The organism is Anabaena sp. PCC 7108, assembly GCF_000332135.1.
In the GTDB taxonomy this organism is placed as follows: Bacteria; Cyanobacteriota; Cyanobacteriia; order Cyanobacteriales; family Nostocaceae; genus Anabaena.
The window spans coordinates 677,521-702,163 of sequence record NZ_KB235896.1 but is presented as its reverse complement, the minus strand read 5'-3'; the positions used below and the strand labels follow the sequence as shown (position 1 = coordinate 702,163).

The window sequence follows — 24,643 nt, the reverse complement described above, 5'->3', positions numbered from 1 at the left end:
AATTACTAGAAGGTCTTGAGTAACAGGTGCTTCTTTCGAGATTAACGAAACAAGTTACAGAAATTATAAACAAATTCAGCCAAATTACCCTGATGGGCAACGGTTGAATCAGTCCTACACTCTTTGTTTAGGATCAGCTTTTGCACCAGTGCTTGGGGTTTACACCATTTTCACTGTCACCGACTGTCTCTTTCACAATTGTGCTACTTAGATTGAAGAAACTACGCTTATCAACTAGAGGGACTAGCCGTACCATTTGGTGTGGAAAACCACCATATACTTTTAATCGTATATGTAGTATTGAAGCATTTAGCTAACTCTAATTTGCTTCTACAATCTAGCAAACCTTGGGGATATAAAACCATTTTTATTATGAGCAGATACCTAACATCCGGCTGTACCAACAGCCATCATCAGTTAGCTAAACCTGGAGGGGAATTAAAAAATTTAATTCCACCTTGCCATATTAGTCTATCGCCTCATAATCAGCGGCAGCAGTATTATCCTCATCAAAATCAATATTGAATTCTGGTGGTGGTGCTTCGTTTGCAGAAGTTTCAGCTACTACTGTGGAAGAAATATCAGAAAGTTCATCTTGTTCCATTTGGTTATCTAATGGACTGCTGGCTCGTTTGTAAACATCTGCACCAATAGCAAACAGAGTTTGTTGGAAGTCATCTACTATTGGCTTAAAGACTGCTATGGAGATAGTCGGGTCACTCATTGCCGCTTGAAGGTTGTCAAATTTCTCACTTGCTAACACTTTAAGTTCTTCGGCGATTAATTCCCCATTGTCTCGTAAAGTAGATGTATAACTTAACAACAGGTTATCAGCTTGGTTTTTGAGTTCAATGAGTTCTTTACGTTTTCTGTCTTCTTCAGCATACAACTCAGCTTGTTGCCGCATCCGTTCGACTTCAGCTTGACTTAAACCACCCGTATTGGTAATCCGAATACTTTGCTCTCTACCTGTACCCTTATCTTGAGCAGCAACTTTGAGAATGCCATTGACATCAATGTCAAAAGCTACTTCAATTTGTGGCACACCACGAGGAGCAGGAGGAATACCAGCTAAGAGAAATTTACCAAGAGTTTTATTATCTCGTGCCATAGCCCGTTCCCCTTGAAGAACGTGAATTTCTACAGAAGATTGTCCATCAACTGCTGTCGAAAAAACTTGGGATTTGCTCGTAGGAATTGTGGTATTACGTTCAATGATTTTAGTGAATACTTCTCCTAGGGTTTCCAGACCCAAAGACAAGGGAGTCACATCTAAAAGTAGCAGCGTATCAACTTCCCCACCCAACACTCCAGCTTGAACGGCTGCTCCCAATGCTACTGCTTCATCAGGGTTGATGGAACGATCTGGAGTTTTACCACCGTAGAATTTGATTACAGCATTTAAGACCGCAGGAATGCGAGTAGAACCACCTACCAAAATAATCCGGTTGATGTCTTTGGGTTTAAGGTCTGAGTCTTTGAGCGCTTGAATCATGGGTTCAATGGTTGCTGCAATGAGATGGGCTGTGAGTTCTTCAAATTTAGAACGACTCAGTTCCATTTCTAGGTGTTTGGGACCTGTATCATCGGCACTAATAAAGGGCAAGTTAATTGAAGTATTTACCATGCTGGAAAGTTCAATTTTTGCCTTTTCAGCCGCTTCCCGCAGGCGTTGCAGTGCCATTTTATCTAGAGAAATATCGATGTTCTCTTGTCGATGAAATTCCTCCAATATCCAGAGGACAATGCAATTGTCAAAGTCGTCTCCACCCAGTTGATTGTTACCACTAGTTGCTTTAACTTCAAAAACTCCATCTCCAAGTTGGAGAATAGAGACATCGAAAGTTCCACCCCCCAAGTCGAAAACCAAAATCAATTGTTCTTGATCTTGCTTGTCTAGACCAAAGGCTAAAGCCGCAGCAGTAGGTTCATTGATAATCCTTAAGACTTCCAATCCAGCAATGGTTCCAGCATCTTTAGTTGCTTGTCGTTGGGCATCTGTGAAATAAGCCGGGACTGTAATCACTGCTTGAGTTACAGTTTCACCCAAAAAGTTTTCTGCTTCCTGTTTGAGTTTTTGCAGGATCATTGCGGATATTTCTTGTGGTGTGTAGTTAGATCCGCGAATTGCTACATCAACAGTATCATCTCGACCTTTGACACAGTTATAAGGTACGCGAGTGCGTTCTGATTTTGTATCATCCCAACGACGACCAATGAATCTTTTTATACTATAGACTGTATTTTCAGCATTAGTGATAGATTGCCGCTTGGCTAACTGACCAACCAAAAGATCGCCACTCTTACCAAATCCGACAATACTAGGAGTAGTGCGCCCGCCTTCAGAATTGGCAATCACTATCGGTTGACCACCTTCCATAACAGCAACGCAACTGTTAGTAGTGCCTAAGTCGATCCCAATAACTTTTCCCATATTTACAGTATTTTTACTGAGTGCTTTTACCGTGATTTTTCGCGGACTATCGTTTTTTGCTCAGGGCTAGAAGCTAAAGGTAACATCTGTGTAAATCATGTTGATATACAGTGGAAATACAAAGAGTTATAGCGATGTCTGCTGCTGATTAGGAAGCCGAGTCTTGAGATGGAAACAAATTTGGATGGGGCTGTTAAATTTCAGAAACAGTTCAACAGCCCAATCATTTTTGAGAACTGGGATTCTCGCCCTTATCTGAATCTAGAAATATTCAGTTAGTACAGTGCATGAAGAAAACCTAACCGTGATCATGATTCGACTCATCTTCTTGTTCGGAAGGTGTATCTTCTTTTGGAGCTGCTACTTTCACCATTGCATGACGGAGTATACGTTCTCCCAAATAATACCCACGCACTAACTCTTCTAATACTGTACCTTCTGGATGCTCATCTGTATGTTCCCGCATGACTGCTTCATGGAGATTAGGATCAAATTCTTGACCTTCAGGACGCATTGGAGAAACACCTAAACGCTTGAGACAATCCACTAATTGCTTATAAACCCCTTGATAACTTTTGTGAATAGTCATCTCGCCATCGGTTTGCGGTTTGAGGTGCGCTCTGGCACGCTCAAAATTATCGACTACAGGCAATAATTCCATAATCGTATTCCGTTTCACCTGCACATCTGTCTCTTCTTTTTCTTTAGAGACGCGTTTGCGATAATTCTCAAAATCTGCGGCAATCCGCATATATTGGGTACTACGCTCTTCAAGTTGTGTTTTCAGAGACTCAATTTGTTGAGCCAATTCTGCTAAAGCTGCCGTATTTACCTCTATTGTTTCTGCCGCAGCGACACCATTTTCCTCTGTAAGTGCAGGTTCTGTCGGTACATTAGTTTCGGCTGCCATTTGCTCAGTCACCTCGCTGCCAGATTCGTTAGAGTTAATTTCGGCTGGAGAGTCGCTTTTCATTGCTTGCTTTACCTCTATTGGTTCACCCAATTGCTGGCTTGTATTGTTTACTTGTTTATTTTCGTCCATAATCGTCTACTCATCTCAGATGCTTTTTACGGCAGTGCGCCAAGCAATTGTAGATTTGGGATTTGGGATTTGGGATTTTGCCCATTTTTTCAGGCAGAGACTTGGTTTCAGGATGTGGGATTTATTCCATAATTAAAACTGCGGTTACTTGGTACTATCTTTGAGAGTTGAGATTGATTCAGATAAAATTTAAAGGATAGTAGCCACATATTGCAACCTTTACTGATTAAGATTGGCAACTTAAGCAGATTTGATCGCCGACATTTTTTTGGGAGTGATCTCACCGTCCTCCTATTGTGACAAATTGTGACCAATAGTGAATGAATTAGTGTGGCCTTTCTGAAGCCATTAGCCAAAACAGTAATGTTAGCACCAAGAATTAATTTCGTGGATCTGTGGAACTTGATGGACTTCGACCCTGATCATAAGTCAGTTTTTTAATCTGTTATTACCGACGCTAGTTGTAGGGTGCGTCAGATATCAACAATCTGTTTATTTGCAGGATTTATGCAGTCTGACGCACCCTACCAATGTGCCAGTTGCGTAAGTCCTGAATCTGTTATTACCGACGCTAGAAAAGAAATTAAGTCTGTAGGCACAAATTAACATAACTGTGTGAAGAAAAATTAACGAGGCTAAAACCCTCCTACTTTATCCTAACGATAAATCTTCAGCCCACGTACTTAGGGGAATAGACAGAGGCCAAGGGTCAAAGTTATTCTCTCCTTGACCAGAAAACAGTTCTAAGCATCAAGATTTTTCAGACAAAAAGTTTTAAACTTAAATTTAATACAGTCTCAATGCGAATTATTGACTACAGTGTGGGAATACTTAAATAAGAGGTCTCCTATCTTATTGACTTATGACTAACTCCTCACCACAACGGCGTAGCACCGCTCTAACTACCAGAACAGAGTTTTCGCACTTCGGCAACCAGTTAGTACAATCTGGCTATGTCAATAATGAACAGATGAGGCAGGCGCTGATTGAAAGCCGTAAATCTGGCAAAATGTTGACAGATGTATTGGAATCAATCACTGGGCAACAACTATCACCTGAGTTGCTTAGAGAATACAAGAAACAGCATTTATTTGAATTAAAAATACTATACGGTGTTGAATCCCTTGATCCACAAGTCAGTCAACTTGGCAATGTAAACGTCAGCAAATTGATTGACACCTTGATTCCAGTGGATATCTGTCGTCGTCACCGTTTAGTACCTCTATCTAAACATGATGAGCATAACCCGCCTTATTTGTTAGTGGCGATGGTAGATCCGGATAATCTAGAGGCTTGTGATGATCTCAACCGCATCCTACGCCCTCAAGGTTTATCTTTGCAGCGACTGGTAATTACCCAGGAAGATTACCAGCAAATGATCAACAAATACTTAGATGAGTTCGCTGTTATACAAAAGCAACGGGAACAAGAAAAGTTTACAGATGTTGGTCAAGATTTAGTAGATATAGAAAATATAACTGATGAAGTCGCCGAAGACGCAGAGGTTGACATAGGGGCAGCGATGAAGGGGGCTGAGGATGCACCCATTATCAAACTTGTCAATAGAGTCCTGTTCAAAGCTTTGCATGAAGGCGTTTCGGATATTCATATCGAACCACAAGAGGAAAACTTACGAATTCGTTTCCGCAAAGATGGGGTACTGCGTGAAGCCTTTCCCGCTATGCCAAAAAAGATTATCCCGGCGGTGACAGCCCGATTTAAAATCATTGCTAATTTAGATATTGCGGAAAGGCGTTTACCTCAAGATGGACGGATTCGCCGTTTGTTTGAAGGAAGGAAAGTTGACTTCCGTGTCAATACCTTACCCAGTCGCTATGGGGAAAAGGTGGTGCTGCGGATTCTGGATAACTCTTCCACTCAACTAGGATTGGATAAGTTAATTACTGATCCTGAGACTTTGCATATTGTCCAGGATATGGTCAGCAAGCCCTTCGGGTTGATTCTGGTGACAGGTCCAACAGGTTCTGGTAAAACGACTTCGTTGTATTCGGCATTGGCGGAAAAAAACGATCCAGGAATTAACATCAGTACTGTAGAAGACCCGATTGAGTACAGTTTGCCAGGGATTACTCAAGTACAAGTAATTCGGGAAAAAGGACTGGATTTCTCGACGGCGCTGCGGGCTTTCTTGCGACAAGATCCTGATGTGTTGCTGGTGGGGGAAACACGAGATAAGGAAACCGCTAAAACAGCGATAGAAGCGGCACTGACAGGTCACTTAGTATTAACTACCTTACACACCAATGATGCGCCTGGTGCGATCGCTCGTTTGGGAGAAATGGATATTGAACCTTTCATGGTTTCCAGTTCCTTAATTGGCGTTCTCGCACAACGTCTGGTCAGACGTGTATGTACAGACTGTCGGATTCCCTATAATCCCACTTCTGATGAACTAGCTCGCTACGGTTTATCAGCTGCTAAAGATGTGGAAATAACTTTCTATAAAGCTAATACTCTCCCCTCAGAAGCCACAGTCGAAGCTAAAGCTAACAATCAGCTTTGCCAAAAATGTAATGGTGTTGGTTATAAGGGGCGTGTTGGTGTTTATGAAGTTATGCGGATTACCGAAAGCCTGCAAACTCTCATCAACGAAGATGCACCCACAGAACGCATCAAAGAAGTAGCCGTAGAGGAGGGTATGAAAACCTTGCTTGCTTACAGTCTGGATCTAGTTCGTCAAGGTGCCACCACTCTAGAAGAGGTGGAGCGTGTGACATTCACTGATACAGGTTTGGAAGCTGAGTTGAAAGCCAAACGCAAGAGTGGCCTGACCTGTAAAACTTGTGATGCCACACTACAACAAGAATGGCTAGATTGTCCCTACTGTATGACACCCCGGTTTCAAGATTAGTGACAGGAGACAGAAGAATTTTAGATTTTGGATTTTGGATTTTGGATTAAACAATCTCAAATTTAAAATCGCAAATCCAAAACTGAAGGGGCAAGAGGCAGAAGTTTGTTAATTTTGAATTGTTCCCTATTCCCTATTTTTAAATTGGAGCGAAGCAACTATGGAAATGATGATTGAAGACTTGATGGAACAGCTAATTGATATGGGTGGTTCGGATCTGCACTTATCAGCAGGTTTGCCACCCTATTTCCGCGTCAGTGGTCATCTGACTCCCATTGGAGATCATGTCCTAACAGCAGATGAGTGCCAAAGACTGATTTTCAGTATGCTCAACAACACCCAGCGGAAAACCTTGGAACAAACCTGGGAATTAGATTGTTCCTATGGTGTCAAAGGATTGGCTCGCTTCCGGGTGAATGTTTATAAAGAACGTGGAGCTTATGCAGCTTGTTTGCGGGCTTTAAGTTCTAAAATCCCTAACTTTGAAAAATTAGGTCTGCCAGATGTAGTCCGAGAAATGTCTGAAAAGCCTAGAGGATTAATTCTCGTCACAGGTCCGACCGGTTCCGGTAAGACCACTACCCTAGCGGCGATGATTGACTTAATTAACCGCACTAGAGCAGAACATATCCTAACTGTTGAAGATCCAGTGGAATTTGTCTACGAACCCATTAAAAGCCTGGTTCACCAACGGCAATTAGGTGAAGATACCAAAAGCTTTGCTAATGCCTTAAAAGCAGCCTTGCGGGAAGATCCTGATATTGTTCTGGTAGGAGAAATGCGGGATTTGGAAACCATTTCTTTGGCTATTTCAGCTGCGGAAACTGGACACTTGGTATTTGGTACACTGCACACTAGTTCAGCTGCACAAACAGTTGACCGGATGATTGACGTTTTCCCTCATGAAAGACAAACTCAGGTGCGGGTGCAATTGTCCAACTCTTTAGTTGCAGTGTTTAGTCAAACCTTAGTACCTAAGAAAAATCCTAAACCAGGTGAATATGGTCGAGTAATGGCTCAAGAAATTATGATTATTACTCCGGCTATTTCCAACTTAATTCGTGAAGGGAAAACTGCCCAAATTTACTCGGCTATCCAAACAGGAGGTAAGTTGGGAATGCAAACTCTAGAGAAAGTTTTAGCTGATTTGTATAAGGCTGGAACTATCTCTTTTGAAGCAGCAATGTCTAAGACTTCTAAACCCGATGAAGTTCAACGTCTCATCGGTGGAAATCCACAACAGGGCGCAGGTGCAAAACCTGGTTCGGTTGCTAGAGCGCATTAAGTTTCTATCTAATTCGTAATTCGTAATTCGTAGTTATTATTCTAATTACAAATTATGAATTACTAATCACCCATTACCAACCTCTAAACTTTTCAATTTTCAATTTTTAATTTTTAATTGATATTATGCCTACTTATCTTGCTCGTGTTCGTGACTCCCAAGGAAAATCCCGCACTGAGAAATTTGTTGCTGATTCTTTGTCAGACGCTAGGACTAATCTTAGAGATAAAGGTTTTGTTGTTCAAGACTTGAAAGAATCTCAAAGCTTGGCTTCAATCTTTGATTTCAAAAAATTTCAGAATTCTTTGGTGAAGGTTTCTGTTAAAGATAAAGCGGTTTTTTCTCGTCAATTTGCTGCATTGGTAAATGCCGGTGTGGCAATTGTGAGAGGATTGGGTGTACTCTCTGAACAGTGTAGTAACCCTAAACTTAAACAAGCCCTGATTGAAATTGGCAACGATGTGCAAACTGGAGTTAATCTTTCAGATGCCATGCGTAAACATCCTGAATGCTTTGATGGTTTGTATGTCAGTATGGTTCAAGCAGGAGAGGTTGGTGGGGTTCTAGATGAGGTTTTGAATCGTTTGGCTAAATTATTAGAAGATGTAGCCAGATTACAAAACCAAATTAAATCGGCTTTATCTTATCCAATGGTTGTAGGCTTTTTAGCTACTGCCATTTTTGTCGGGATGACTGTTTTTCTGATTCCCGTTTTTGCGAACATTTTTGAAGATATAGGAGTAGAATTACCTCCTTTAACACAATTTTTAATGACTTGTAGTAAGGTGCTAAGAAGTGTATGGTCTTTAGCAATTATTGGTGCTTTTATGGCATTATCCTTTGCCTATAAACAGTATTACAAAACCCGTGTTGGCAAAGAAACAATTGACCGTCTTTCTTTAAAAGTTCCTTTGTTTGGTGATTTAATTCAAAAGTCTTCAGTAGCTCGTTTTAGCCGGACTTTTGGCTCTTTAACTCGTTCAGGTGTACCGATTCTAACTTGTTTGGAAATCGTGCGAGATACATCAGGAAACCAAGTGGTTGCTAATGCCATAGATGCAGCCCGTTTAGATGTTCAACAAGGAGGTATGATTAGTATTGCTTTGCAAAAAGATGCAGTTTTTCCGCCTATGGCAATTCAGATGATGAGTATCGGCGAAGAAACTGGGGAATTAGATGCTATGTTGATGAAAGTTGCCGATTTCTATGAAGATGAAGTAGAACAGGCAGTTAAAGCCCTAACCAGTATTTTGGAACCTCTGATGATTGTGGTTCTTGGGGGAATGGTTGGTACAATTTTGTTAGCAATGTATCTGCCTATGTTCAAAGTATTTGAAACATTGGGCTAAAAAAATCAGTAAACAGTTATCAGTGAATAGTGAAGAAACTCAGGACTTACGCAACTGGCACATTGGTAGGGTGTGGTTCGGCAAGCTCACCAACCACGTCAGATATCAACAATCTGTTTATTTGCAGGATTTATGCAGTAGTAAAGCACCCTACAACAGATTTTTAGTGTGACACTTGCGTAAGTCCTAGAAACTGATAACTGATAACTCTTAACTGATCACTAAATAACTGAAAAATTATGCCTGTACAAAAATCTGTTTATGAAGCTAGTTTAGCTGAGTATAGCAATCATTTAGCTGCGATCGCTCTCCTCAAACAACATCGTCCCTATTTGGAGATGATTCCTAGTCTCCGTCGTCCTTCTGAAAGTGTCATTACTATTCCTTTACCAATAGTCAGAATTAGAGACATTGAAACAAAAACTTCACAGAGTACAATTTTACCCTGTGATATTGCTATTATCATGTGTGACCCAGAATGGAAAATCAAAACTGGTGCAGAGATTTTAGTTTTCATTCATCGTCCCCATGAAGACTTTTCTGATTTATTGGGAAGATGGCGCAAAAGTCAAGTGTTATTAGATAAGGAATATGAATGGTTAATGCACCCTCGTCACAGTCATATTTTGAGTGAGGGTGCAAATACTATTTATCCTCTGTTTGTGGTGTTCAAAGAAACATCAGAACGCATCCAACGGGGTCTTGTGGGTGCTGAACTGCCTTTTATTATCCAAACACCCCCTTCTGTGGTTGAAGAAGAGGTTACATCGTCTTTTTCCTCTTCTGAACTTCCACCAGCTTAAACGAGGTAATAGGTAATATCATGTCCGTTAAATTGACGATGATAAAAAATGCCAGAGACGTTCCAGGGAACGTCTCTACAACATTTACGAAAAATGTCTATTACCAATCCTCAATCACCTATTTTACAAACTTCGGCATAATTTCCGCAGCTGTAAATAAACCAGAAATACCTCGTTGATGTAATTCTTGACCAGCTTTTAAATAACCAAAAGCCGGACCGCAGACATTCGCAGCCATGCTGGTTTCATCGCCTAATGTAAAGGTATGAGTTGAAATTTTTCCTTCAAAAGTACGACCGATAATTTTCACATTGGTACTTAAAGGCTTTTTAGGATTGCGGGTATCAACAACACCACCAACTGTGACTCTATCCCGTGAACAAATTCCCGCTATTTCTAACATTACATCATCGGCGTGTTCCATGTTTTCCAAAGTCAGCACACCGTTAGTTTTATCTAGTAATGCTTCCACCTCTGCGTCAGTCATCGCCCTAGCTGCTTCTACACTATAACCTGGCATATGTCCAATATCTTCCCGAACCGTGGCGCGGTAGGCTTCCCAGTTAGCAATTCCCACACCAAAGGTAATTACCACATTGTGAATTTCGGCGTAACTTTGGGCGGCTAAAGCAGCAGCGGCGGTTAATAATCCAGGAGTTGCACCACAGCCACTCATGTAAGTAATTCCCGCAGCTTGCAGTTCATCTTTCATGGCCAGGAGTTGTTCTACTGCACTGGTACGTTTAATAGCATCCACTAGCACACCTTTCCAACCAGCTTTGATAAATTCTTTGGCGACAGAGGGGATAAAGTCGTTGGGGAGGTTGGGTAAAGCCAGGAAATAACCATCTACAGCGTTACCAGTGGCTTGAATAAGGTCTTGAATGCTGTTATTGCTTAATGTGCCAACTGGTTCTAAATAACCCACTGTACCTTGTTTTTGGTAGGTGGTAATACAAGCTTGGGTGTTTAAGCCTTCGGTGGAGTAAGCGTAGCCTTTTTGGTCTGCGGCTGCAACTAGAATCATTTCTCGTTTGCTGGAGAGGAGTTTGGCGGCTGCTTGTCCGAGTCCACCAAAACCGAGAACTCCGACGCGGATAGGTTGTGTGTTCATAGTGATTTTTCTGTGTTGGTTAATGGTTATAAAGGTTAATTATGCTTTATTTTTCTAGGTTCTCAAGTAGAAAAAAGCTATAATTACTTGAACGTTATTTAAGGTAGCTTAAAAATCGTGAGCAAAGTATTAACCCTGGAACTTAACGATGACGTTTATACAGCTTTGCAGCAACAAGCTAGTGCTGTTGGACTTTCAGTAGCAGAATTAGTTGCTGCTTCCCTAAATAGTCAGTATAGTTTGTCAGTTAGTCCTAAATCCGATGCTGACCCAGAAGCAAGGGCTAAGGAGTTTCGTGAATGGGTTTCTCAACTTCCTGAAACTGGTGTAAGTCTATCTGATGAAGCTTTTAATCGAGATAGTATTTACGAAGAATGACGAGATATATTCTTGATACTAATGTTGTCATGCGCTTCTGTAATCCTTCTGATATTCAGCATCACTTAGCGACAGAGGCTATATCTCGGTTACTTGCACAGGGAGATGAATGTTTGCTGACAGCGCAAATACTCGTTGAGTTTTGGGTTGTGGCTACTCGACCAGTTGAAGTGAATGGTTTGGGGTGGACTGTAGAAAAAACCCGAAATACTATAGACCAAATTCTTCAGCGTTTTCCACTGTTGGAAGAGTCTGAAGACATTTTTCCCAATTGGTTAAATTTGGTAACAACTAATAAAGTAATGGGTAAACGTACTCATGATGTGCGTATTGTTGCTGTTATGCTTGCTTATCAAGTTACCCATATTTTAACTTTTAATCCTAGTGATTTTTTATTAACTACAAGTATTGTTGTTGTATGTCCACAGGAATTATTAAGTTGATAATTAGTCCTATATAGGGAGATGGGATAATTTATGACTAGTTTTTGAAGAAGAAGCTGGTCAAACTTTAATTGAAGATGGTGTTATTCGTTTGTTTAGTTTCGATGCTGAACAGGAGGTAATTGTCAAATGGATTCCTTAACTAATCAATATCGTCAAATTATTAAAAAAAATCTGGAAGAATATGCAGATTTTTTTGGTAATGATGAACAGGTGAAAGTGGAAATAGTGTTAGATGAAAAAAATGATCATTATTTATTAGTAGAAACTGGTTGGGAAAATGGTTATCGGATATATGGAACTTTATTACATCTTGATTTAATTGATGGTAAGGTTTGCATTCAACATGATGGAACTGAGGAAGGGGTGGCTAATGATTTGGTGGCTGCGGGAATACCAAAATCACATATTATTTTAGGGTTTAAAGCGCCTGAAGTGCGGAAATATACGGAGTTTGCGGTTTCTTAGATTTTATCAAAAATCAGAAACGCATAATTTAGCGAAAAGCTGTAAACTGAATAAAACTGTTAGGACTAATCAATAATGGACATTCAAGAATACTTTAAAGGGCTAATTAGTGATCAGCAATTTAGTGAAAATCTTAATCAGCAGCATTATAAATTTGCCCATCAATTAATGCCCTATATTGTAGAAAATAACTTTAATGATTTAGTAAGTAAGGTTATTGATAAATCTGCCCAAAACTGGATTTTACAACTCTGGAATAAATATTCTGAACTTCCAATTCCTAATTATACAGCATTGGTTTACCCAATATGTAATTTTACTAAGCATTCTGACAATATTGGAATAATATACATTACTATGCCTGCACCTAGAGTAAGTCCAGAGGCAGCATACATGGCAGTTATTTTTAAAATAGATAATGATCCACCATCTGAGTGGTTACGAAGCTACTTTACTCTTGAATTAGCAGTGACTACATCGGCATATTGGACACTAGCAGAGTGGGAAAATTCCAATCATATTAATTTAGGAGAATTCAAGTATGAACCAACTTTAAAGAATTTTCTTACAACAGTTATTGTAGAAAGTAAAAGACGATGGAGTTAATTGATAATGTTAATGTGTTAGCAACTACTGACTATAATAAACTATGTTTAGAGGAAAAATTACTTTCAATGCCGACTTTACTGGCGTGCAATTTGAATCAATTGAATTTGCTTATCCTGATTCAAAAGTATTATTGACAACGGTCAAATCAGCGAGAGATGAAGGAGTTATTCTAACAGTAGAAATTATCAATACAGATTCAGTTGAAGAAATATTTAGTAAAGCACAAGAAGTTGCTAATCACACTACTAAAATATTGACTTTTAAGTTTAACACTTTGTTTCAAAACTTTCGTAAAGTAGATGAAAATATTGTCAAAGAAGAACTACAAGCTGATGGAACTACACAAACAATTATCTACGCAGATTTTGGCATAGGAATGGGATTTAATGTATATTTAGATCACTGTCCTACTAACCAACAATTATTGGAAGTTAAACAACTGCTGGAGCAAAAAAATCACAATGGATTGACATATTATAATCTATTTTATTCTGCTCTTAATTTTAAAGATCCACTCTCAAAGTTCATGGCATTATATAGTGTTTTGCTAATGTTGTGCAATGATGATCAAATTGAAGTAGATAACTTTGTTCTTTCATTTGAACCAAATGTCAGTAGAAACCCAAGATATAAACCTAAACCAAAAAAAAATCCAAAAAATTCAACTATACCAGATGAAACACTCTACACAAGACTCCGAAATGAAGTTGGTCATGTTCGTCCCGGTACTAAAATTGAGCAAACACACAAGGAAATGGAAAATAATTTAAATAGATTAATATTAATTGTCAAGGAGTTAATTATTCGTCAAAGTTGAGTCAGCGTGATCGCATTTCTGATGTAGAGTAGAGAGCGATACCTTCGGTGCGCTTCGCTAACGCAGTTATGATGTAGAGTTGAGAGCGATCGCATTTCTGACGTAGAGTGAGTGCGATTATTCAGCATCTTCCTGTAAATCAAATGCGAATTTAATCGCTTGCTGAATTTCCAGCATAACTTCCTCTGATAACTTGCCCAATTTTCTCTCTAGTCTTACCGTTGGAATAGATCCAATACCTTGAACATTCGCTGTAGAATCCCGTTCAAGAAATTGTAGTCGAGGTAGTGCAACCTCATAAAAACTTCCCCGATTTTGGGTAGTTAGTGGTACATAAATCACCAAAGCTCGTGGTGGGTCTGGGTCATTACGGGATACAATCACAACTGGGCGTGTTTTTGCTGCTATACCCAAATCAGCAAGCCAAATTTCACCAAGTTTAGGGTTCATCTAACAAATCCAAAACTTCCTGCTCTACTGTACGGGTTCTGAGAATATCTAAAACATCCTGATCTGCCATTTCGATGATTTCTAGAATACAATGGCGAACTTGTTCTGCTACAGCAGGTTGCCAGTAATTTAACTTTGTATTTAGTTCTTCAATTAAAGCATCCATAATAATTCTGTATACTTCTAACTATCAATATTAAACTAATTTTAAACCAAAGTACATTTCAAATTAAGATAGATAAAAGAGCGATATCTTTGGTGCGGTTATTTACGCATTTTCAATATAGAGTAAACAGCGATACATTCGGTATGCTACGCGATAGCTACGCTCGCCGCAGGCATCGCATTATTTGATATACAATAATATCTAGAAACCTTTCCCAAAATATACGGTTATGGCGATAGTTGTTTCCCTGAGTCCAGAATTAGAAGCTCGACTGCGAGAGAAAGCAGCACAGCAAGGACAAGATATTAGTTTTGTCGCGGCTGAATTGTTGGAGAATATCCTAGACTGGGAATTACAAGACTCAGAAGCAGCTATTAAGGGTATCCAGCAAGGATTAGAAGACTTTGAAGCAGGTCGTTTTCGTTCCTTTGATGATTTTGCTGATGAGCAGCGTCGCAAGTATAACCTGCCAGGGGATTCATGAAATACCGTATTGAAATCTCTAGCACGGCAGAAGCAGAAGCAGACAAAGCATTTTTACAGTTGTCTCAAATAACTTCTCCTGAAAAAGCAAGCCAGTGGTATGCAGAGTTATTAAGACTAATTGAGTCTTTATCACAAATGCCAAAGCGATATTCTTTAGCTAGAGAAAATGATTATTTTAGTCAAGAAATGCGTCAGATAATTTATGGAAAAGGACGCAACGCATACAGGATAATTTTCACAATTATAGAAGGAAAGGAAGTTTCTACAGTTCGTATTCTTCATATCCGTCACGCAGCACAGCAGACAATTGGTAAAGCACCAGATGAATCTGATGCAACCTAAAATTTTTAACATTGATGTAGAATAAAAGTAACACTCCTGAGAATAAATAAGTTTTTGGAATTATATTATAATTATTATCTACAACTAACTTAACCAAAATTATTATGAGTATCAGTCTCACACCTAAGCAAGTACACTTTATTCAAACAAAACTGCAAAATGGAAAATACCACTCTGTAGAAGAAGTTATAGAAATTGCTCTCCAGTTGCTAGATGAATATGATCGTTCTGAAACAGAATGGGTTAAGGAAGTGCGCGAAAAAATTGATACTGCTATTGCAATTTCAGAACATACAGCACCTATTGACGGTGAAACATTTGTAAATCAAATTTTAGATCGTTTTCAGCAACAGCGACAGGTACAAAAATGAATCGTTACTTTATTAATATTCTCGCTAGTCGTGACCTGAGCGAAATTGCTGAATACTTCTCACAAAACAACCTAGAAGCGGGTGAAAAATTTTTTCAGGAATTTAATGGCAAATGTCAACAATTAGTTTCCTTTCCAAATAGCGGTAAAAGCTACTCAGAAATACGTGCTGATTTGCGAGGATTACTCATGAGATTGAAATAATGACACTGTTTTTTTCGTGTCACTCTCCTTGTAAAAACATCCTTTTTTTGACTGAGCTTTAAACTCTTAAACTTTAGTTTTTTATTTGTTCCCTGTCCCCTGTTCCCTGTTCCCTGTTCCCTGTTCCCTGTTCCCTGTTCCCTGTTCCCTTCTTTTGTAAAAATTCCTAACCCCGACCTGCAAATAAACGCTTACCTAGCAGAACCTATGGGTGAAAGGTAGTGGACAATCTGCGATCGCTTTTTCATGCAACTATGGAGATATTACTCTGTTACCTCAACAGACATTATAAAATTTAATATATAAGACAACTATTTTGAGATGACTATTTACTTTTACAAAGTTTGGCAGCCCTATGGCTGTTTTTCTAACTTTTCTCTCCACCCTATCGAAATCCAGAATACTTACTGGCCAACGGTTGAGCATTATTATCAAGCACAAAAGTTTGTTGGCAGTGAAGATGAGGCTATTATACCCTTAATTCAGGCAGCGGCTACTCCTGAAGAAGCAGCTGCTTTAGGACGATGTAGTACAAATAGACTACGCTTAGATTGGGAATTAGTCAAAACCCAAGTCATGCGAGAAGCCGTTCTCAAGAAGTTTCTTACTCATTTGGAAATTAGAGAAGTCTTGTTGGTAACAGGTAATGAAATTTTGGTGGAAAACTCACCCACAGATTATTTTTGGGGCTGTGGTATGGATAAAAGCGGTGAAAATCATCTTGGTAAAATCCTCATGAGTGTGCGCGAAGAAATCCGTCAGTTACTCTCTTTATCAATCAGGAGGTTAGCATAAATGTTTGTTCTTGGGATCAAGCAGCAGCAGAGGTGACACGGAGATTCATTTGTAGCTTTAATTAACTCTTCTTTACCCAAATCCTTAATAAAGAGTCTCTTTTTAGCCAGTAATCACCAATTGATAAGTTAAAATATTTACATTTAAAGATACGCTTGCAGTTAGCGACAATTTTTTTGAAGCGATTTCCAGTACAAAACTTAATAAATTAGAGATTATTGTGATCAAAAAAATATATTTAAGTATTTTTACTGAATAAATTGCTCAAGTTGATTTCCTGAAAGTAATGATAAAAAATGATTTTGAACATAAAACTTTATAAAAAATAAATATTTTTAATGATGACTATTAGCATATCAAGAAAGAAATTAAGTGGTTATACTGAAATGAGTCAAAAAATCTGGAACTAAAATTTGTTATATGTAGATAAAATAAACTTTAGTAAATAAAAGATAATAAATCCACAAGGTTTAGAATCATAAATTCATATCAGGGAAAAGGGTAAAAAAAATTAATTTTTAATAAGGTGAAGATTAGCAATGACTTTTACCGATAAGCCAAACGGTTTGCAGCAAAGCATAGAGCAAGAAAATTTACTGCACCGGATGATCAAACAGATTCGGCGATCGCTCGATCTCCAAGAAATATTAACAAATACCGTGACTGAAGTTCGTTCATTCTTGGGAACAGATAGAGTCAAAATATATCGGTTTGACGCTGATGGTAGCGGTGAAGTCATAGCTGAATCCAATTATTATATGCAGCGTCTGCCATCTTTATTAGGGCTGCATTTTCCGGCTAATGACATTCCCCAACCAGTCAGAGAAATGTTCTTGTTAGCGAGGCAACGCTCAATAGTAGATGTGCCTGGTGGGACAATCGGCTTATCGCCACTCAAGTCAGCCAAAAATGGTAAACCCTTACTGACACAGAATATTCACTATCGGCAAGTAGACCCATGTCATATTCAGTATTTACAAGCCATGGGTGTACAGTCTTCGTTTGTGGTTCCAATTTTAGAATACGACCCCAAAGGAGAAGCTACACAACCAAAACTATGGGGATTGCTGGTATCTCACCATAGCAAACCGAAAACAATTTTGAGACGAGAACTTAAAGTAGTACAGCAAATAGCAGATCAGGTAGCGATCGCTATTTCTCAAAGTAAACTCCTCAGCGAAGCTAAAGCCAAGCAGCAGCGAGAAGCCATCATCAACCACGTTACAACCCTTTTACATCAACTACCAACAATCCAAATACAGCAAGCCTTAGAAGCAACAATTTCTTCTTTTAGTGGTGTTGGTGGCAGGCTTTATATTGAACAAAGCGGAGAACTATATACCTATGGTGAACAGCCACAACTACCTTATGAATTAGAAAATAGTGTAATTGAACAGCATCCCATATGGCAAAACTGGATGGCTGACTATAAACCAGGGCAAATCTGGGCAATTTCTGACCTTTATAAAGCATCATATCTCAGAGTTTTAGCCTTAGCCTTTAAGTCCACTCAGATTCGGGGGCTAATGGTCATTCCCCTGCATTACCGCGAAAATTTCATTGGTGTATTAAGCATTTTTCGCCCCGAATTTGATAGTCAAGTCCTCTGGGCAGGAAGACACGACCAAAATAGGTATCAAGAATTACCACGCCTTTCCTTTGACGTTTGGCGAGAAGAAAGAAAAGGACAGGCACCAGAATGGACAGAGGAAGAAATTACAGTAGCACAAGCTTTGTCACAAAACTTCTCAATGGCAATTCAGCAACAGCAAACATACCAACAACTACATTTATTGAATGCCAACCTCGAAGTTAGAGTACAAGAACAAACTGCTGAAATAGAAAAAACTCTGATGCTGACTAAGGCACTCAAGCAGGTTACAGATCAAATTCGCAGCACCTTGGACTTGAATACAATCTTACAAACCATTGTCCGGGAAGTCCGTCTCCTGCTCAATTCTGACCGAGTGCTAATTTATCAATTAATGTCTGAAAATGATGGTGAGGTGATTGTAGAAGAGGTAAATGGTAATTGGCAACCGATTTTGGGTATGCAGTTATCATCAGAATGTTTTCCTGAAGAGTATATTGAACTTTATTTACAAGGTAGAGTCAGAACAATTAACAATGTATCTTGTGAGACATTAAGTCCTTGTCATCGAGAATTCTTGGAAAGTATGCAAGTCCAAGCTAACCTGATCGTATCCATCAAAATGGGTAATCAACTTTGGGGTTTGCTAGTTGCCCATCAGTGTGAATCTCCCAGGAATTGGCAAGATGCAGAAATTGAGTTGTTACAGCAATTAGCAGACCAAGCTGCGATCGCAATTCAGCAAGCCCAACTCTATGCACAAAGTTGTACAGCAGAAGCGAAAGCCACAGCCAAAGCAGCACAGTTAGAACATACCCTACACCAACTTCAAGAAACCCAGTCCAAATTAATTCAAACCGAAAAAATGTCCGGTTTAGGACAGTTAGTTGCAGGTATAGCCCACGAAATCAACAACCCTGTCAACTTTATCTATGGCAACCTCTGTCATGCCAGTAACTATACTGAGGACTTACTCAAGCTTTTACAACTCTACCAATCTCATTATCCCCACCCCAATAGTGAAGTTCTTGCCACTATCGAAGCTATAGACTTTGATTTTCTCATCCAAGACCTACCAAAAATCATGTCATCCATGAAAGTAGGATCAGATCGCATCCGTTCCATAGTCCTGTCATTACGCAATTTCTCCCGTCTCGATGAAGCTGAAAACAAGCGTGTTGACTTACATGAAGGTATTGATAACACTTTATTGATTTTGCAGCATCGACTTAAAGCACACAGCCATTTTCCTGGCATTGAGGTAATCAAAGACTATGGCAAATTACCAAAAGTGGAATGCTACGCCGGACAAATGAATCAGGTATTCATGAATGTCATTAACAACGCAATTGATGTCTTAACCGATGAGATAGAAGAAAGAGTAGAATCAGAAGTGATCAAATCATCACCAACTATTCGTATTTCTACCAGAGTTTCAGCCCAAAATTCCTATCTGTTAGTTAGCATTGCCGATAATGGACCAGGCATGAGTGAAGAAGTGAAAAAACGGATTTTTGACCCATTCTTTACTACTAAGCCCGTTGGTAAAGGTACAGGACTAGGATTAGCAATTAGTTACCAAATTGTTGTAGAAAAACATCGTGGATTGATGGAATGTATATCAGCACCTGGAAAAGGAACAGAGTTCTGGATTGAAATCCCTCTAAAATTTCAAGGAGAATACAAGAGTTAAGATAATTCGTAATTTGTAATTCGTAATTCTTAAGTTGTAAAGTTTAATTGCAAAAATTTCCACCTCCATTTACCCGTGCTAATTTAGTAGTAGAAGTTAAAGAAAAACTTCCCTGGCAGATAAAACAGCTAGTAGAGTGAAAATTTAGTTAAGAGGTGAAATTGCTGTTGAACTCAAATCTGTCTCGTCCGAACAACACAACACCCAACGCGAAAGCTTATATTCTCTCGATAGATTAAAATCAGGGGGCGCTGTAACTAGTATTCATCACTTGTTTATCAAGGACATGAAAGGTAGTACATCCCTAGATAGAATCAAAAACAGGAGAGAGAAACTCAGCTAGTAGATGTTGGGTGTTGTTGTTTGTAATTAAATTCTGGCAATAGTGATACAGCAGAATTCAGAAGTCAGAAGTGAAGGCTGCGTGATATTTGATAGCGTAGCGTATGCCGGATTTTGATTTTCAGTTTGTACCTCCTGCAACTGGCAATTTGTTGTAACTGATAACCGATGTAATTCTAATTCAGAGGGAACAGGAAGCAACTCTTAACAGAAAAAAACTCATGTTTAAAAACATGAGATTGAAATAATGACACTGTTTTTTTCGTGTCACTCTCCTTGTAAAAACATCCTTTTTTTGACTGAGCTTTAAACTCTTAAACTTTAGTTTTTTATTTGTTCCCTGTTCCCTTCTTTTGTAAGAGTAATTTTGTACTATAATAGAATAGCAAGAGACAGTTAAAATCACCCTTTATGTCAATTATTGCGCTCAGAGCGTGGTATCTACAGGATTATCAGCCAATTACAGAATTGGAAAAACGTCCTCCAGACATTCGCTTAAGTAAAAAAAGCTTACTTAAATCAGGATTGCGTGCAGACTTTTTGGAAGAAAGTGACCAAGTAAAAGCATCAACTTGGTTTAGACGGTATCTGGAAGGAGAAAATACTGAATTTTATATCGAGGGTAGCGGTGGTTATTGTGTAGCTAACATTGACTTGATTAGTCATGAGATTTATTTTACCAAACAGGCATTGTTAGCTCAATTAGAACCAACTATTTTTTTCTGCTCTCAAACTGAGTATGTAAAAGCAAGTGAAATACTTAGAGAAGAACTACAAGAAAGTTTAAAAACTTTAAATACAAAATCGCGTTTACCCCTAACATTAATAGAATTATCCAGTTCTAGCAATGCACCTTTGCGGCTAAACCAAGGCATAATGCGGAAAATCCGTAAAAGTTTATTATTTATTGCAGATACCACACCTATCACTAGCCTTGAGGGCAAAGAATCCCATCAACTAGTTCCCAGTCCCCATGTCTGCGTAGAAATTGGTTACGCAATTGCAAGTAAAAGGTCTGAACAAATTCTACTAGGACAAATGCAACGACCAGAATTAGAAGGACAATTTCCCTTTGATTTACCTATACAGCAAATTTTACAATTTCAAGACAGTGGAGAATTAAATAAAATTCTCACGAGGTCTATTGAAACACAGTTAGCACGATTTAAATTATTTTTTTAATTTTTTCTAGCAATTATCGGGAACTGCTGTGGGGGAAGCAAGCGTCAACTCTTCTAGGTGTAGGGGAGAAGAGGCAAAACAGCGATATATGCGGGAATATTCCTCTTTATTCTACTTTTGGCCTCCTGTCTCCTGCCTTATTCAAGCAGTAAGTCTTTTAAAATTCAAAATCTAAAATCTAAAATCCAAAATGAATTACCCTTTTCATTGGGGACAGACGTGGTTAACAATGAGTTGGATGTATTAAAAATGATGTGATGTGAATTTATGCCTAGAACTCCAAACGAATATGCCGTTTTCCTCCTGTTGGATAGCGGACATCGGGAAGAAGTGCGTTTTCCTACTATTCAAGATTTTCAGAAGTGGTATAGTGGGGAGCTAGTGCCAAAGTCAGCTTCTAACGATTTTATTAGCGTACCGATTAAAAATATTCAAGGGGAATATATGGTGGTACGTCCATCCCGGATTGTTGGTATTCGGGTAGAACCGATTTTTAGTTCTAGTATTGAAAGATGATGAGAAAAACCCTTGCTTTGCTATCCTTGAGTTTAGGAATTGCCTTTGTAAATCCTCTTTGGTCAGTTGTTGCTCAAGTTCCAACTACACAGCCAATAACAATACCAACTACACCTGAAGTCTTACCACCACTGCAACCAGTCAACGTGGGAACCGCTTGTACCTCCCAAAGTTGCTTGGGTTGGGATGAACAACTTTGGGGTAAACAAGGAGATAAACAAGCTCTGTTAACTTCCATTGATAACAGTTTGCGTTATTTGGGAACAAATAAAGCAGCGACAATATATGCTGATTACCCCATCAAAGAAATTACCCTAGATCGGGTGCGTCGGAGTTTAGTGCGCTTTCGGCAATTGGTTGTCAGTTCTACATCAGCAACCCAACTACAAGCTGCTGTAAATCGGGAGTTTGTTTTTTACCAGTCTGTCGGCAATGATGGCAAGGGTACTGTCAAGTTCACAGCTTATTACGAGCCGGAGTATACCGCCAGCCGTGTCAGAACTTCAACATATAAATATCCCTTGTATCGAGTTCCAGCAGACTTTAAAGACTGGGCTAAACCCCATCCCAAACGGGTTGATTTAGAAGGTAAAGATGGTTTAAAAGGGAATAAAAGCAAGTTGCGTGGGTTAGAAATGCTTTGGTTCCGCGATCGCTTTGATCCTTACATGATTCAAATTCAAGGTTCTGCCCAAATTAAATTAACAAATGGACAAAAAACCTCGGTTGGTTACGCTGGGGGAACTGATTATCCTTGGACTAGTATTGGTGGAGAACTAGCGAAAGATGGTAAATTGCCACTCAGCGGTTTAACCATGCCCAAGTTAATTAGTTTTTTCCGTCAAAATCCCAGGGAGATGAATAATTATCTACCACGTTGGGAAAGATTTGTTTTCTTTCAAGAAACTAACGGTACGGCAGCTACAGGCAGTATTAGCGTCCCTGTAACAGCAGAACGTTCCATTGCCACAGATAAATCCCTCATGCCTCCTGGCGCACTAGCACTGATTAACAACTCATTTCCTTATCCTGCGGGAAGAGGTAAATTAGAGTCTCGGAGAGTTAGCCGTTTTGTCTTAGATCAAGATACCGGCAGTGCGATTAAAGGCCCAGGAAGAGTAGATTATTTCATGGGGACTGGTAAACTAGCAGGCGATCGCGCGGGTATTTCCGGCGGTAACGGTTCACTGTTCTATTTACTACTCAAAAATTAGTTTATAGATAGATACGGGCGGGGAAACCCCGCCCCTACTTAATGGGCATTATTACGAATTATCCTAATACGGTGGATAACCAAATTCATCATCATCGGCATAAACATAAGAATTGGTAACACCAGCCATTTCTACCTTAGAAATTTCTGGTTTAATCACTTCTTTACCAAATTCTTTGTGTTCTTCAAAAGCCTGACAAATAATTGCCGATTCAGGAGAATCTGAGGCAATCATATAATCAGTTAAAGTTGAGACTGTGGGATGTTTGTAATCGACAGTTGAAGCCACCAAAGCCGTATTTGGTTCAATCCCTCTTTCTTCACATTCAATGATTGGGCAAAAAATTCCATGAGCATGGAACAAAGGTCCTTTTGGAGTCACGGGTTTCTTTTGAAAGCCAGCATAAGCCTTTTCTAATTCCGCCACAAAACCACCGATGGCTCTACCTTGTTGGTATTCAGAATAATTTTTACCAAAACTAGCTCCAGGTGAACCACTGAGAGTTAATTGTAGAGGTGATTGATGTAAAAACTTTTTATCTTCACCTACTAAAAAAATCAGATGACGAGTAAAGGTTTTAAATTTAAGTTTATCAGCTAAAAAAGCATCATAATTATCCTTAAACGTACCCAATTTAATCCCCGTTTCTCGGTCTTTAACAGATAATGGACCACGACGCACAATTACTAATCGGGGAGTAGTGCTAATAAACACAGTTTCCATTCCCGAACTAAATTCATGGTCTACCTGTTGCCAATTATCATCTGGTTGAAAACCAATAGCTTGGGCATTATCTTGGCTAATTGCCAAACCATAACTCTGTAACCCATCTTTTCCATAACGAGGATTGATCATTAACCCCCAGGGAAGGACTTGGGAAGGTGGGGCGTTAAATTTTTCGTCTTCAAAGTCGAACTTAGCAGATGCTTTCATGATTTTAGAATAAAAACGTGTTTAATTTTACAATTTTAACTTTTGTACCATCCATCGAAGACATCAGGCACAGTCTGAATTAGATTGTAACAACTAGGGAAAAAATATTTTCCAGACCGACAGAATAATACAAGTAGATAGACAGAATTAAATGTCAGATAAAATTTTGGTCGTAGTGAGCGATTTATCGCTCTCTTGCTAGGTTTGATAGGGCTAAAGCCCTGACTACTAACTTTTCTTTTATTCAGTCTTACTACTTAGCTCAAAAGCAGCTGGAATATATTCTTGCAGTTGTAAAGTGAGTTCATTTGTGGATAGACTTGCGATCGCTTCAGGAATAGCAGTAACTTTACCATGAGTTTTTAATACCCGTTGACAAAAGACAATAGCCACATCAAAGCGGCATGGATAATCAGCTTTTTCAGGATATTCAGCCAAAAATATTTCTGCTGTGCGCCAGATTTTTGCTTGCTTTTGGGGAGTGATAGCGGTTCTACCCCCAGTATCCCAATTACCTGCACTGCGGGTTTTTACTTCTACAAATGCTAGGATTGAGTCTGGATTGTTGGTATTTGGGGCGGTTGTTGTTTGCTCGTGATACTGGGCGATAATATCGATTTCTCCCCAGCGAGAACAAAAGCGGCGGTGCAGAACCTCCCAACCTGTAGATTGTAACCATTGGGCTACTAGGTCTTCTCCTAAATGACCAATATCTGGATAATTAGATCGTGGAGATTTAGACATT

General features: G+C 39.2%; 25 protein-coding genes. 18 read left to right on the top strand and 7 right to left on the bottom strand.

The window, feature by feature from the left end; genetic code table 11:
• Positions 1–466: 466 nt before the first annotated feature.
• Positions 467–2,434 (bottom strand): molecular chaperone DnaK, encoded by a 1,968-nt coding sequence (gene dnaK / locus ANA7108_RS0103930; protein WP_016949465.1) that lies wholly within the window; start codon positions 2,432–2,434, stop codon positions 467–469.
• Positions 2,435–2,732: 298 nt separating this feature from the next.
• On the bottom strand, positions 2,733–3,479 hold the full coding sequence (gene grpE, locus ANA7108_RS0103925; protein ID WP_026103971.1) for a nucleotide exchange factor GrpE: 747 nt from the start codon (positions 3,477–3,479) through the stop codon (positions 2,733–2,735).
• 859 nt (positions 3,480–4,338) lie between these two features.
• On the opposite strand from grpE, the gene ANA7108_RS0103920 reads away from it, so the two are divergent.
• The 4 genes from ANA7108_RS0103920 (at position 4,339) to ANA7108_RS0103905 (ending at position 9,785) form a co-directional block, all read left to right on the top strand.
• Positions 4,339–6,348: a GspE/PulE family protein gene (locus ANA7108_RS0103920; protein WP_016949463.1), complete on the top strand. Its 2,010-nt coding sequence runs from the start codon at positions 4,339–4,341 to the stop codon at positions 6,346–6,348.
• Between the two features lie 160 nt (positions 6,349–6,508).
• On the top strand, positions 6,509–7,633 hold the full coding sequence (locus tag ANA7108_RS0103915) for a type IV pilus twitching motility protein PilT (RefSeq protein ID WP_016949462.1): 1,125 nt from the start codon (positions 6,509–6,511) through the stop codon (positions 7,631–7,633).
• 125 nt (positions 7,634–7,758) lie between these two features.
• Positions 7,759–8,982 (top strand): type II secretion system F family protein, encoded by a 1,224-nt coding sequence (locus ANA7108_RS0103910; protein ID WP_016949461.1) that lies wholly within the window; start codon positions 7,759–7,761, stop codon positions 8,980–8,982.
• A gap of 239 nt (positions 8,983–9,221) precedes the next feature.
• Positions 9,222–9,785, top strand: coding sequence for a hypothetical protein (locus tag ANA7108_RS0103905; protein WP_016949460.1), 564 nt, complete (start codon positions 9,222–9,224; stop codon positions 9,783–9,785).
• Between the two features lie 118 nt (positions 9,786–9,903).
• On the opposite strand, the gene ANA7108_RS0103900 is transcribed toward ANA7108_RS0103905, so the two are convergent.
• Positions 9,904–10,899 (bottom strand): hypothetical protein, encoded by a 996-nt coding sequence (locus ANA7108_RS0103900; RefSeq protein ID WP_016949459.1) that lies wholly within the window; start codon positions 10,897–10,899, stop codon positions 9,904–9,906.
• 117 nt (positions 10,900–11,016) lie between these two features.
• Between ANA7108_RS0103900 and ANA7108_RS26735 the strand changes: the two genes are divergently transcribed.
• From ANA7108_RS26735 to ANA7108_RS0103870, 5 genes are all read left to right on the top strand, one after another.
• Positions 11,017–11,277, top strand: a complete 261-nt coding sequence (locus ANA7108_RS26735) for a hypothetical protein (protein ID WP_016949458.1) — start codon at positions 11,017–11,019, stop codon at positions 11,275–11,277.
• The gene (locus ANA7108_RS0103885) at positions 11,274–11,720 is read left to right on the top strand and encodes a type II toxin-antitoxin system VapC family toxin (RefSeq protein ID WP_016949457.1); all 447 of its coding nucleotides are present in this window, start codon (positions 11,274–11,276) and stop codon (positions 11,718–11,720) included. The genes ANA7108_RS26735 and ANA7108_RS0103885 overlap by 4 nt, the downstream gene beginning before the upstream one ends.
• Before the next feature lie 129 nt (positions 11,721–11,849).
• Complete coding sequence (locus tag ANA7108_RS0103880; RefSeq protein ID WP_016949456.1) at positions 11,850–12,188, top strand: XisI protein; 339 nt, start codon at positions 11,850–11,852, stop codon at positions 12,186–12,188.
• Positions 12,189–12,263: 75 nt separating this feature from the next.
• Positions 12,264–12,794: a hypothetical protein gene (locus ANA7108_RS0103875; RefSeq protein WP_016949455.1), complete on the top strand. Its 531-nt coding sequence runs from the start codon at positions 12,264–12,266 to the stop codon at positions 12,792–12,794.
• Between the two features lie 43 nt (positions 12,795–12,837).
• Positions 12,838–13,614 carry a hypothetical protein gene (locus ANA7108_RS0103870; protein ID WP_016949454.1) on the top strand — a complete coding sequence of 259 codons (777 nt, stop codon included), beginning with the start codon at positions 12,838–12,840 and terminating at the stop codon, positions 13,612–13,614.
• Positions 13,615–13,731: 117 nt separating this feature from the next.
• On the opposite strand, the gene ANA7108_RS0103865 is transcribed toward ANA7108_RS0103870, so the two are convergent.
• Complete coding sequence (locus tag ANA7108_RS0103865) at positions 13,732–14,064, bottom strand: type II toxin-antitoxin system PemK/MazF family toxin (RefSeq protein WP_016949453.1); 333 nt, start codon at positions 14,062–14,064, stop codon at positions 13,732–13,734.
• Positions 14,054–14,230 carry a hypothetical protein gene (locus ANA7108_RS30435; RefSeq protein WP_016949452.1) on the bottom strand — a complete coding sequence of 59 codons (177 nt, stop codon included), beginning with the start codon at positions 14,228–14,230 and terminating at the stop codon, positions 14,054–14,056. The genes ANA7108_RS0103865 and ANA7108_RS30435 overlap by 11 nt, the downstream gene beginning before the upstream one ends.
• A 229-nt stretch (positions 14,231–14,459) precedes the next feature.
• Here ANA7108_RS30435 and ANA7108_RS0103855 point away from each other — a divergent pair, with 229 nt between their 5' ends.
• The 9 genes from ANA7108_RS0103855 to ANA7108_RS0103815 all read left to right on the top strand — a co-directional run bounded on the left by ANA7108_RS0103855 (position 14,460) and on the right by ANA7108_RS0103815 (position 22,965).
• Positions 14,460–14,714 carry a hypothetical protein gene (locus tag ANA7108_RS0103855; RefSeq protein ID WP_016949451.1) on the top strand — a complete coding sequence of 85 codons (255 nt, stop codon included), beginning with the start codon at positions 14,460–14,462 and terminating at the stop codon, positions 14,712–14,714.
• Entirely contained in the window at positions 14,711–15,058 is a 348-nt protein-coding gene (locus ANA7108_RS0103850) for a type II toxin-antitoxin system RelE/ParE family toxin (protein ID WP_016949450.1), read from the top strand. Before ANA7108_RS0103855 ends, ANA7108_RS0103850 begins: the two co-directional genes overlap by 4 nt.
• A gap of 104 nt (positions 15,059–15,162) precedes the next feature.
• Entirely contained in the window at positions 15,163–15,429 is a 267-nt protein-coding gene (locus ANA7108_RS0103845) for a type II toxin-antitoxin system ParD family antitoxin (protein WP_016949449.1), read from the top strand.
• Positions 15,426–15,632: a type II toxin-antitoxin system RelE/ParE family toxin gene (locus ANA7108_RS26730; RefSeq protein ID WP_016949448.1), complete on the top strand. Its 207-nt coding sequence runs from the start codon at positions 15,426–15,428 to the stop codon at positions 15,630–15,632. The genes ANA7108_RS0103845 and ANA7108_RS26730 overlap by 4 nt, the downstream gene beginning before the upstream one ends.
• 321 nt (positions 15,633–15,953) lie before the next feature.
• Positions 15,954–16,427 (top strand): NADAR family protein, encoded by a 474-nt coding sequence (locus ANA7108_RS0103835; RefSeq protein WP_016949447.1) that lies wholly within the window; start codon positions 15,954–15,956, stop codon positions 16,425–16,427.
• Between the two features lie 539 nt (positions 16,428–16,966).
• Positions 16,967–19,711 carry a GAF domain-containing protein gene (locus ANA7108_RS0103830; protein WP_016949446.1) on the top strand — a complete coding sequence of 915 codons (2,745 nt, stop codon included), beginning with the start codon at positions 16,967–16,969 and terminating at the stop codon, positions 19,709–19,711.
• Between the two features lie 753 nt (positions 19,712–20,464).
• Positions 20,465–21,235 carry a hypothetical protein gene (locus ANA7108_RS0103825; protein ID WP_016949445.1) on the top strand — a complete coding sequence of 257 codons (771 nt, stop codon included), beginning with the start codon at positions 20,465–20,467 and terminating at the stop codon, positions 21,233–21,235.
• A gap of 267 nt (positions 21,236–21,502) precedes the next feature.
• Positions 21,503–21,751 carry a hypothetical protein gene (locus ANA7108_RS0103820; protein WP_016949444.1) on the top strand — a complete coding sequence of 83 codons (249 nt, stop codon included), beginning with the start codon at positions 21,503–21,505 and terminating at the stop codon, positions 21,749–21,751.
• A complete protein-coding gene (locus ANA7108_RS0103815) occupies positions 21,751–22,965 on the top strand; it encodes a murein transglycosylase A (protein ID WP_016949443.1) in 1,215 nt (404 codons plus the stop codon). Before ANA7108_RS0103820 ends, ANA7108_RS0103815 begins: the two co-directional genes overlap by 1 nt.
• A 63-nt stretch (positions 22,966–23,028) precedes the next feature.
• Here the strand turns inward: ANA7108_RS0103815 and ANA7108_RS0103810 are convergent, their stop codons facing one another.
• Together ANA7108_RS0103810 and ANA7108_RS0103805 are read right to left on the bottom strand one after the other, a co-directional pair.
• Complete coding sequence (locus tag ANA7108_RS0103810) at positions 23,029–23,898, bottom strand: DUF5895 domain-containing protein (RefSeq protein WP_016949442.1); 870 nt, start codon at positions 23,896–23,898, stop codon at positions 23,029–23,031.
• A gap of 240 nt (positions 23,899–24,138) precedes the next feature.
• Positions 24,139–24,642, bottom strand: coding sequence for a YraN family protein (locus ANA7108_RS0103805; RefSeq protein ID WP_016949441.1), 504 nt, complete (start codon positions 24,640–24,642; stop codon positions 24,139–24,141).
• Between the last annotated feature and the right edge of the window lies 1 nt (position 24,643).